The organism is Barnesiella sp. CU968 (genome assembly GCF_905219685.1).
Taxonomy (GTDB): domain Bacteria; phylum Bacteroidota; class Bacteroidia; order Bacteroidales; family Muribaculaceae; genus Lepagella; species Lepagella muris_A.
This window is the reverse complement of the sequence record NZ_CAJMXD010000091.1, coordinates 1-9,049: the sequence shown is the minus strand read 5'-3', so window position 1 is coordinate 9,049 and position 9,049 is coordinate 1. Positions and strand designations below refer to the sequence as shown.

At 53.0% G+C, this 9,049-nt stretch carries 7 protein-coding genes; all 7 read right to left on the bottom strand.

All coding sequences use genetic code 11. The features are described 5' to 3' along the window. Positions 1-269: 269 nt before the first annotated feature. Positions 270-1,796, bottom strand: a complete 1,527-nt coding sequence (gene guaA / locus JX312_RS05295; RefSeq protein WP_204457292.1) for a glutamine-hydrolyzing GMP synthase — start codon at positions 1,794-1,796, stop codon at positions 270-272. Between the two features lie 2 nt (positions 1,797-1,798). Further along, entirely contained in the window at positions 1,799-3,268 is a 1,470-nt protein-coding gene (guaB, locus tag JX312_RS05290; protein WP_123403117.1) for an IMP dehydrogenase, read from the bottom strand. 4 nt (positions 3,269-3,272) lie between these two features. Next, a complete protein-coding gene (locus tag JX312_RS05285) occupies positions 3,273-4,565 on the bottom strand; it encodes an adenylosuccinate synthase (RefSeq protein WP_123403417.1) in 1,293 nt (430 codons plus the stop codon). Positions 4,566-4,590: 25 nt separating this feature from the next. Then, positions 4,591-5,886 (bottom strand): adenylosuccinate lyase, encoded by a 1,296-nt coding sequence (gene purB, locus JX312_RS05280; protein ID WP_204457291.1) that lies wholly within the window; start codon positions 5,884-5,886, stop codon positions 4,591-4,593. A gap of 40 nt (positions 5,887-5,926) precedes the next feature. Beyond that, positions 5,927-7,177: a phosphoribosylamine--glycine ligase gene (gene purD / locus JX312_RS05275; protein ID WP_204457290.1), complete on the bottom strand. Its 1,251-nt coding sequence runs from the start codon at positions 7,175-7,177 to the stop codon at positions 5,927-5,929. A gap of 2 nt (positions 7,178-7,179) precedes the next feature. Then, the gene (gene purH, locus JX312_RS05270) at positions 7,180-8,709 is read right to left on the bottom strand and encodes a bifunctional phosphoribosylaminoimidazolecarboxamide formyltransferase/IMP cyclohydrolase (RefSeq protein ID WP_123403123.1); all 1,530 of its coding nucleotides are present in this window, start codon (positions 8,707-8,709) and stop codon (positions 7,180-7,182) included. A 14-nt stretch (positions 8,710-8,723) separates the two neighbouring features. Beyond that, positions 8,724-9,049, bottom strand: a 326-nt coding sequence (locus JX312_RS05265; protein ID WP_304504958.1) for a formyltransferase family protein, incomplete at its 5' end; no start/stop codon positions are given.

Genomic DNA, 9,049 nt, shown 5'->3' with positions numbered 1-9,049 from the left:
ACCGACACACCTAATCGGCACCTAAACACTCCACCTCTCTGCAACCCTCCCTGCTGTGCGACATCTCTGCTCTGCGACCAGGGACAATCCTCTTTAATTCTCGAATCGGGACTTTAAGCGCTAATCTATAGGGGCAAAGCACAAGGCTGAACGAATGAGTGTCAGAAACAGACAGCTTCGCGAAGCCGGGTGCTTCGCGAAGCTGTCAGGTGCCGCTGCGTAGCAGCGGTTCAATTGGTTGTCGACTGCCAATAACCAATCGAGTCTTTTTATTCCCACTCGATTGTTGCCGGCGGTTTGGAGGAGATGTCGTAGACAACGCGGTTGATGCCGCGAACTTTGTTGATGATCTCGTTGGAGGTCTTGGCAAGGAATTCGTAGGGGAGATGCACCCAGTCGGCGGTCATGCCGTCGGTGGAGACTACGGCGCGTAGCGCGACACAGCTCTCGTAGGTGCGTTCGTCTCCCATCACTCCGACGCTCTGCACGGGCAGAAGCATCACTCCTGCCTGCCATACCTGACCGTAGAGCCCGGCTTCACGAAGACCGTCGATGAAAATTTTGTCGGCTTCCTGAAGAATACGCACTTTCTCGGGAGTTACCTCTCCGATTATGCGGATGCCCAGACCGGGACCGGGGAATGGATGACGACCCAGCAGACGGGGATCCATCTCCATTGCTTTGCCTACCCTGCGCACTTCGTCTTTGAAGAGTAGTCTCAATGGCTCTACTATCTTGAGATTCATCTCTTTGGGCAGACCGCCTACGTTGTGGTGACTCTTGATTGTCGCTGACGGACCTTTCACGGAACAACTCTCGATCACATCGGGATAGATTGTGCCTTGTGCAAGCCAGCGTGCGTTTTCAATCTTCTTTGCTTCGGCATTGAAAACCTCGACAAAGTCCTTGCCTATTATCTTACGCTTGCGTTCGGGATCCGTAACGCCTTTCAGATCTTCATAGAAGCGTTCTGACGCGTCTACGCCGACAACATTAAGCCCCATATGCTTATAGGAGTCGAGAACGTCCTCAAACTCGTTTTTACGCAACAGTCCGTTGTTGACGAATATACATGTGAGTCTGTCGCCGATTGCCTTGTGCAGCAGCATTGCCGCCACGGAAGAATCGACACCTCCGGAGAGTCCGAGTATCACACGTTCGTCACCGAGTTTCTCTTTAAGCTCGGAGACTGTAGTCTCGATGAATGATGCCGGACTCCATGAGCCGTCGCATCCGCATATGCCGAGAACGAAGTTTGAAAGGATGCGGGTTCCGTCGGTGGAGTGATATACCTCGGGATGAAACTGTATCCCCCAAGTCTGTTCTCCCTCTATATGATATGCGGCTGCGCGGACATTCTCGGTGGAACCGATGACGTGATAATTCTCCGGCAGGCGGGTGATTGTGTCACCATGGCTCATCCATACCTGTGTCGGGGAGGGAACGCCGAGCATGAGGGGGTCTTCAGGCGCGATTACTGTAAGCATCGCGCGACCGTATTCGCGTGACGGAGCCCCTTCGACCTCTCCGCCATATTCGTTGGCGAGAAGCTGCGCGCCGTAGCAGACGCCAAGGAGGGGAAGTTTCCCCTTTATAGCGCTTATATCCGGCTTGGGAGCATCCTCATCGCGCACTGACGACGGAGAACCTGAAAGAATCACACCCTTCACATCCTCATTGAGAGCGGGAATCTTGTTGAAAGGGTGAATCTCGCAATATACATTCAACTCACGCACACGGCGCGCAATTAGCTGAGTATACTGCGATCCGAAATCTATGATCAATATCTTCTGCATGATTATCCTCTTGAATAGTTTGGAGCCTCTTTGGTTATGGTCACATCGTGGGGATGGTTCTCCGTCACTCCTGCCGAAGTGATGCGAGTGAATTTTGCATTGTGAAGAGCATCTATGTCTTTAGCGCCGCAATAACCCATGCCTGAGCGCAGACCTCCTGCGAGCTGGTAAACAGTCTCGCTGAGCGTTCCCTTATATGGCACGCGAGCCACGATACCTTCGGGCACGAACTTGCTTGAGTCGCACTTCTCGCTTTGGAAATAGCGGTCTTTCGAACCTGCCTCCATAGCCTCCACAGAACCCATTCCGCGATATGATTTGAATTTACGCCCGTTATAGATTATGGTCTCGCCCGGAGATTCCTCCACTCCGGCGAACATTGAACCGCACATCACGCAGTTGCCGCCCGCCGCGAGAGCTTTCACGATATCGCCCGAATAGCGTAGACCGCCGTCGGCAATCACCGGCACACCATACTCCCGTGCAACCTTAGCCGCATCGAATATAGCGGAAAGCTGAGGCATTCCGACCCCTGCCACGATGCGGGTCGTGCATATGGAACCGGGACCGATACCAACCTTGATACCGTCGGCACCCGCCTCGATAAGGAAACGCGCAGCCTCGCCGGTGGCGATATTTCCCACAACCACGTCAAGCCCGGGATAAGCCGCCTTGACAGCCTTGAGAGTCTTGGTCACATTGGCGGAATGTCCGTGGGCGGTATCGATGACAACGGCATCGACACCAGCGTCCACGAGTGCCTTTACGCGATCGAGCGTATCGCCCGTCACGCCAACGCCGGCAGCCACCCTCAGACGTCCCTTGTTGTCCTTGCAGGCAGAAGGGTAATCCTGAATCTTGGTGATGTCACGATAAGTGATAAGCCCCAAGAGATGTCCGTCCTTGTCCACTACGGGAAGTTTCTCTATCTTATTCTTGAGAAGTATCTGCGAAGCCTCGGCAAGGTCGGGATTATCCGTGGTCACAAGCTTCTCGCTTGTCATAACCTCGGCAATCGGGAGCTCCATGTTCTGCTGGAAACGGAGGTCGCGGTTTGTTACGATACCGATTAGTCTGTTTTCTGCATCCACGACCGGAATGCCGCCGATACGGTTGTCGTGCATCAGTTGGAGAGCCTCCCCTACTGTCTGCTCCTTGGTGATGGTCACCGGATCATAGATCATGCCGCTCTCGGCGCGTTTCACCTTGCGCACCTGCGCAGCCTGCGCCTCGATCGACATATTCTTGTGGATCACACCTATTCCACCTTCACGGGCGATAGCTATCGCCATCTCCGCCTCTGTAACCGTGTCCATGGCAGCAGACACAAACGGGATATTGAGCGGGATGTTGCGTGAGAAACGTCCGGCAAGGCTCACCATATTCGGAGTGACCTCAGAATATGCCGGTATCAGGAGAACATCGTCGAATGTCATCCCTTCCTGAACTACTTTTTCATCTATGAAACTCATGGTGTCAGAAATTTTTGAGTTCGTTTGCTACTGTTATTGTCTGGGTGCGGTCCGGACCGACGGATATCATGCCTACAGGAACGCCCGTCACCTCCTCTATCTTGCGCACATAAGCCTTTGCCGCCTCCGGCAGCTCCTCGAAAGACTTTGCACCGGTGATATCCTCTTTCCACCCGTCGAGTTCAATCAATACAGGCTTGCACTTCGCAAGACGCGATATTGTGGAAGGGGGAGTGTCGAGAATCTCGCCGTCGCACTCATATCCGGTGCAGATGCTTACCTTGTCAAGACCTGAAAGGACATCGAAAAGCATCAGTGCCCAATTGTCGATGCCGGAAAGGCGAGCGACATAGCGTGCCACAACGGCATCAAACCAGCCGATACGGCGCGGACGGCCGGTCACGGTGCCGTATTCATGACCGCGTTCGCGGATTTCATGTGCGATATCGCCGAAAAGCTCTGTCGGGAAAGGACCCTCACCCACGCGGGTGCAGTATGCCTTTGCCACACCGAGCACATTATCAATCCATTTAGGAGAGATGCCCGCTCCTACAGGCACACTTGCCGCCGAAGGAGTGGAAGATGTGACGAAGGGGTACGTGCCGTGGTCGATACACAGCATCATGCCCTGCGCGCCCTCGAAAAGCACCTTCGCGTCAGTGAGAAGAGTGTCATTGATAAGTTTCGAAGTGTCGGTGATCATATGTCCGATCTTTCCGGCAATCTCCATATACTGGTCGTATACCTCTTTGAAATCGAATTCAGGAAGTCCGAGCATCTTCAGCTCGCGGTTTTTCACATCGAGAGCCGCCTTCAGCCTTTCAGCGAAATACTCAGGCTCCAGCAGGTCGCCCATACGCAGACCCACACGGCTGTATTTGTCGGAATAAGCGGGACCTATGCCCTTCTTGGTCGTACCGATGAGCGACTCACCCTTCATATTCTCATAAGCACCGTCAAGAGCTGAATGCCAGGGCATCACCATAGCCGCACGGTTGGAGATGAAGAGCTGATAATCCGTGACACCCTGCTGATGAAGGCGATCAAGCTCAGCGATAACAGAAACAGGATTGACAACCATACCATTAGCCATCACATTCACAGTGCGCGGGTTGAAAATGCCCGACGGAATGCTCTGTAACGAATATTTCTTGCCGTCAAACACCACTGAATGTCCAGCATTGTTGCCTCCCTGGTAACGAACCACCATATCAGCGCGACAAGCGAAGTAGTCGGTCATTTTCCCCTTTCCTTCATCGCCCCACTGCGATCCGATTACAACTAATCTTTGTGACATATTCTTCGATTTTTCTTTTGTTTTATTATTTGAGTCCGTTGCGCTGATAGATATAATCAACGTTCTTCATGTAATATTCGAGAGTGAAGCATGCGTCGAGTTCCTCCTCTGTAAGCGCACCCATCACCACTTCGTTCTGTTTGAGCAGATCCTGATATGCCGCACCGGAAGCCATCGCCTGCATCGCCACAGGCTGCACCGTGTCGTAAGCCTGTTCGCGCACGAAACCTTTCTCTATAAGGGCATTCATGACGCGCTGCGCGAATATCACACCGTTGGTGAGATAGATGTTTGATTTCATTCTGTCTTCAAACACCACAAGGTTCTCAAGAATGCCCATCATGCGGTTGAGCATATAGTCGAGAAGTATGGTTGCGTCAGGCATAAGAATACGCTCAGTAGCCGAATGTGAGATGTCGCGCTCGTGCCATAGAGCCACATTATCGTAAGCAGTCATCATATATCCGCGGAGCACGCGCGCGCATCCGCACATATTCTCGCTTGATATTGGATTTCGCTTGTGCGGCATAGCACTTGAACCCTTCTGCCCTTTTCCGAACGACTCCTCCACCTCATGCACTTCCGTGCGCTGGAGATTACGGATTTCGAGAGCCATCTGCTCGATGCTGGCGCCTATCAGGGCAAGAGTAGCCATGTAACATGCATGGCGGTCGCGCTGGATTACCTGAGTAGAGATATCCGAAGAAGCTATGCCGAGTCTTTCGCATACATAATCCTGCACGAACGGAGGAATATTAGCGAAATTACCTACAGCACCGCTGATCTTGCCTACCTCCACGCCACGCGCCGCGGCGCGGAAGCGTTCGAGGTTGCGCTGCATCTCTGCTCTCCACAACACCCATTTAAGACCGAAAGAGGTAATGTCGGCATGTATGCCGTGTGTGCGTCCTATGCATGGGGTGTATTTGTATTTCTCAGCCTGACGACCGAGCATTTCTATATATTTCTCCAGATCCTCGAGGATTATGGCGTTAGCCTGCTTGAACAGGTAGCCGTTGGCAGTATCAACCACATCGGTAGAGGTGAGACCGTAATGCACCCATTTGCGCTCCTCGCCGAGAGACTCCGACACGCAGCGTGTAAACGCCACTATGTCATGGCGGGTCTGCAGTTCGATTTCCTTTATGCGGTCGATATTGAAAGTAGCCTTCTCGTTGAGCTTTGCCACATCCTCTTCGGGCACAACACCGAGTTTGCTCCATGCCTCGGCAGCAAGGATCTCAACTTTAAGATAGGCATTGAATTTGTTTTCTTCTGTCCAAACCTGGCGCATTACATCGCGCCCGTATCTTTCTATCATGATTATTCTTGTTTTTTAGAAGTTATTTAACAACCTTCGGTCAGGATTTGATTGCCTGATAGCCTATGTCGCTGCGGCTGAAGAGCGAAGCGCAGTCAATCCGGGCAATGTCGGCAAGCACCTTGTCGCGTGCCTCCTTGAGATCCGCACCTTTGCCGACGACCATCATCACGCGTCCGCCGGCGGTCAGAATACTACCGTCTTTCGCGGCGGTTCCCATATGGTATACGGAAGACTCGACTTTATCAAGACCCTTTATCACCTCACCTTTCGCATAGCTGCCGGGATACCCCTTGGATGCGAGCACTATGCCGAGCACAGCCTCTGGATTCCACTCAATCTCGAAATCCTCCCCATCTACGGCAGCGTTGAACAGAGCGTATATGTCGCTCTTCATGCGAGGAAGCACTACCTCAGTCTCCGGATCGCCGAAACGGGCATTGAACTCTATCACCTTCGGTCCCTCTTCGGTAAGAATAAGACCACCGTAAAGGATACCGGTAAAAGGAAGTCCTTCCTTGACAAGACCGGCGGCAACAGGACGTATAATGCGTTCCAGAGCCTCATCGCGCACAGCATCGGAAATAAACGGCACCGGGGAATACGCCCCCATGCCTCCGGTATTGGGACCCTTGTCGCCATCGAAAGCGCGCTTATGGTCCTGAGCCACAGCAAGTGGATACACCTTCTCGCCCGACACTACACACATGAACGAGAACTCGGGTCCGGAGAGGAAATCCTCCACCACTACCCTTCCCTTGCCGAAACTCGCGTCAAGGAGCATATCGCGCAGTGCCGCCTCCGCCTCATCATATGTCGCGGCGACAACCACTCCCTTCCCTGCCGCAAGTCCGTCATATTTGATTACTGCAGGAAGAGGGCGCTTCCTTACATAATCCCACGCATCTCCGAACTCATCGAAAACGCGATACGCGGCTGTGGGAACATTGTATTTGTCCATCATCTCCTTCGCGAACTCCTTGGAGCTCTCGATTCGGGCGGCACCCTTTGTCGGACCGAAAATACGGAGACCGTCTTCTGCGAAACGGTCGGCAACACCGGCGGCAAGCGCAGCCTCCGGACCAACCACTGTCAGATCCACGGCATTCTCCGCTGCGAACCGCGCCAGAGCGTCGACATCCTCCACGCCGATACCCACGCATTCCGCAAGCGCGGAAATACCCGCGTTGCCGGGCGCGCAATATATCTTATCAACCTGCGGGCTGCGCGACAGAGCCTCCACGATTGCATGTTCTCTGCCGCCGCTGCCTATAACAAGAACTTTTTTCATAATCAATGCTTAAAATGACGCATGCCGGTAAAGAGCATGGCAATACCCTTCTCGTTCGCTTTCTTGACTGAATCCTCATCGCGGATAGAGCCTCCGGGCTGAACAATGGCGGTGACACCATATTTCGAGGCGAACTCCACTGTATCGTCAAAAGGAAGGAATCCGTCGGAAGCAAGCACAAGACCCTCTGTATGACCTGCGGCTTTTGCCTCTTCAAGCGCGATCTCGGCAGAACCCACACGGTTCATCTGACCTGCGCCCACACCTACAGTGGCGCCATTCTTAACAACCACGATCGCGTTTGACTTGACATGCTTCACCACACGCCAGCCGAAATTCATATCCGCAAGTTCCGCTGCCGAAGGCTTACGCTCGGTCACAGTCATCTCTTCCGTGATTTCCTTGCATTCAAGGTCGGCATCCTGCACAAGCAGACCGCCGGTAACGCCGACATATTGTTTCTGCCTGCTGTCGGATTTCGACATATTCACCTGAAGCAGACGGAGATTTTTCTTGGAAGCGAACACTTCGAGAGCCTCGGGAGTAAATTCGGGAGCCATGACGATCTCAAGGAAAATTGGCTTCATAAGTTTTGCAGTCTCCCCGTCAAGAGGACGGTTAACAGCCACAATGCCGCCATAAATGCTTACCTTGTCCGCCTCGTATGCCTTGGTCCAAGCTTCGGTTATATCCTTACCTGTGGCTGCGCCGCAGGGATTCATATGCTTGAGACCGACAGCAAAAGGCTCGTCAAACTCACGCACAATCTGGAGAGCCGCGTTGGCATCCTGGATATTGTTGTATGAAAGCTCTTTGCCGCCAAGCTGTTTTGCATAGGCAACGGAATAGGGAACCTCCTCCTCGGCACGATAGAACATCGCAGCCTGATGGGGATTCTCACCGTAACGCAAGCTCTGAACCTCATCGAACGCGAGGAAAAGCTTCTCGTCAAGACCTGCCTGACGGCGCATATAAGACGCGATATGCGAATCGTAGAGAGCAGTATGGGTATACGCCTTTGCCGAGAGTTTCAGACGCGTCTCAGGGAGTGTGTCTCCCGTCTCGCGGATTTCGGAAAGGATGGTGTCATAATCCGAAGGATCGCAGACCACGGTGACATCGCGGAAATTCTTTGCCGCACTGCGGAGCATCGAAGGACCGCCTATGTCGATATTCTCCACGGCATCCTCCATGCTCACACCCTCTTTGGCAATAGTTGCCTCGAAAGGATAGAGATTCACGCACACCATCTCGATTGTCTCGATTCCGTTTGCCTCAAGCTGCGCCATATGGTCGGCGATGTCGCGGCGACCGAGAAGACCGCCATGCACCTTCGGATGAAGGGTCTTCACACGACCGTCGCAGATTTCCGGGAAACCTGTGACATCGCTGATGTTGATAACGTCAATGCCGCTCTCGCGAAGCCGCGTCATTGTGCCGCCGGTGGCGATTATCTGCCAACCGAGTTCTTGCAGGGAACGGGCAAACTCCACCACTCCCCTTTTATCGCTTACACTTATTAATGCTCTCATATTCTCTTAATTTATTAATTCTGAAGAAGACGCGCTATGATTTCCGGATACAGGCGATGCTCCTCCGCATGGATCATATCCTCAAGTTCAGTCATGTCTTCACCCTCATATGGGATGGCACGCTGGGCAATTATCCTGCCGCCATCGAGTGTCTCGTCCACATAATGGATAGTTATGCCATATATCTTGACTCCATATTCGAAAGCGTCCCGGATGCTGTGGGCACCCGGAAATGCAGGTAGCAGCGCAGGGTGCAGATTTATTATGCGTCCGCTGTAGCGTGTGAGCAGCTCATCGCCAATAATCCGCATATATCCGGCAAGACACACGAGATCCACAC

Bases quoted from the DNA above. Each gene is read 5' to 3' on its own strand.
- guaA (WP_204457292.1), bottom strand. From the start codon at position 1,796: ATGCAGAAGATATTGATCATAGATTTCGGATCGCAGTATACTCAGCTA.
- guaB (WP_123403117.1), bottom strand. From the start codon at position 3,268: ATGAGTTTCATAGATGAAAAAGTAGTTCAGGAAGGGATGACATTCGAC.
- purD (WP_204457290.1), bottom strand. From the start codon at position 7,177: ATGAAAAAAGTTCTTGTTATAGGCAGCGGCGGCAGAGAACATGCAATC.
- JX312_RS05285 (WP_123403417.1), bottom strand. From the start codon at position 4,565: ATGTCACAAAGATTAGTTGTAATCGGATCGCAGTGGGGCGATGAAGGA.
- purH (WP_123403123.1), bottom strand. From the start codon at position 8,709: ATGAGAGCATTAATAAGTGTAAGCGATAAAAGGGGAGTGGTGGAGTTT.
- purB (WP_204457291.1), bottom strand. From the start codon at position 5,886: ATGATAGAAAGATACGGGCGCGATGTAATGCGCCAGGTTTGGACAGAA.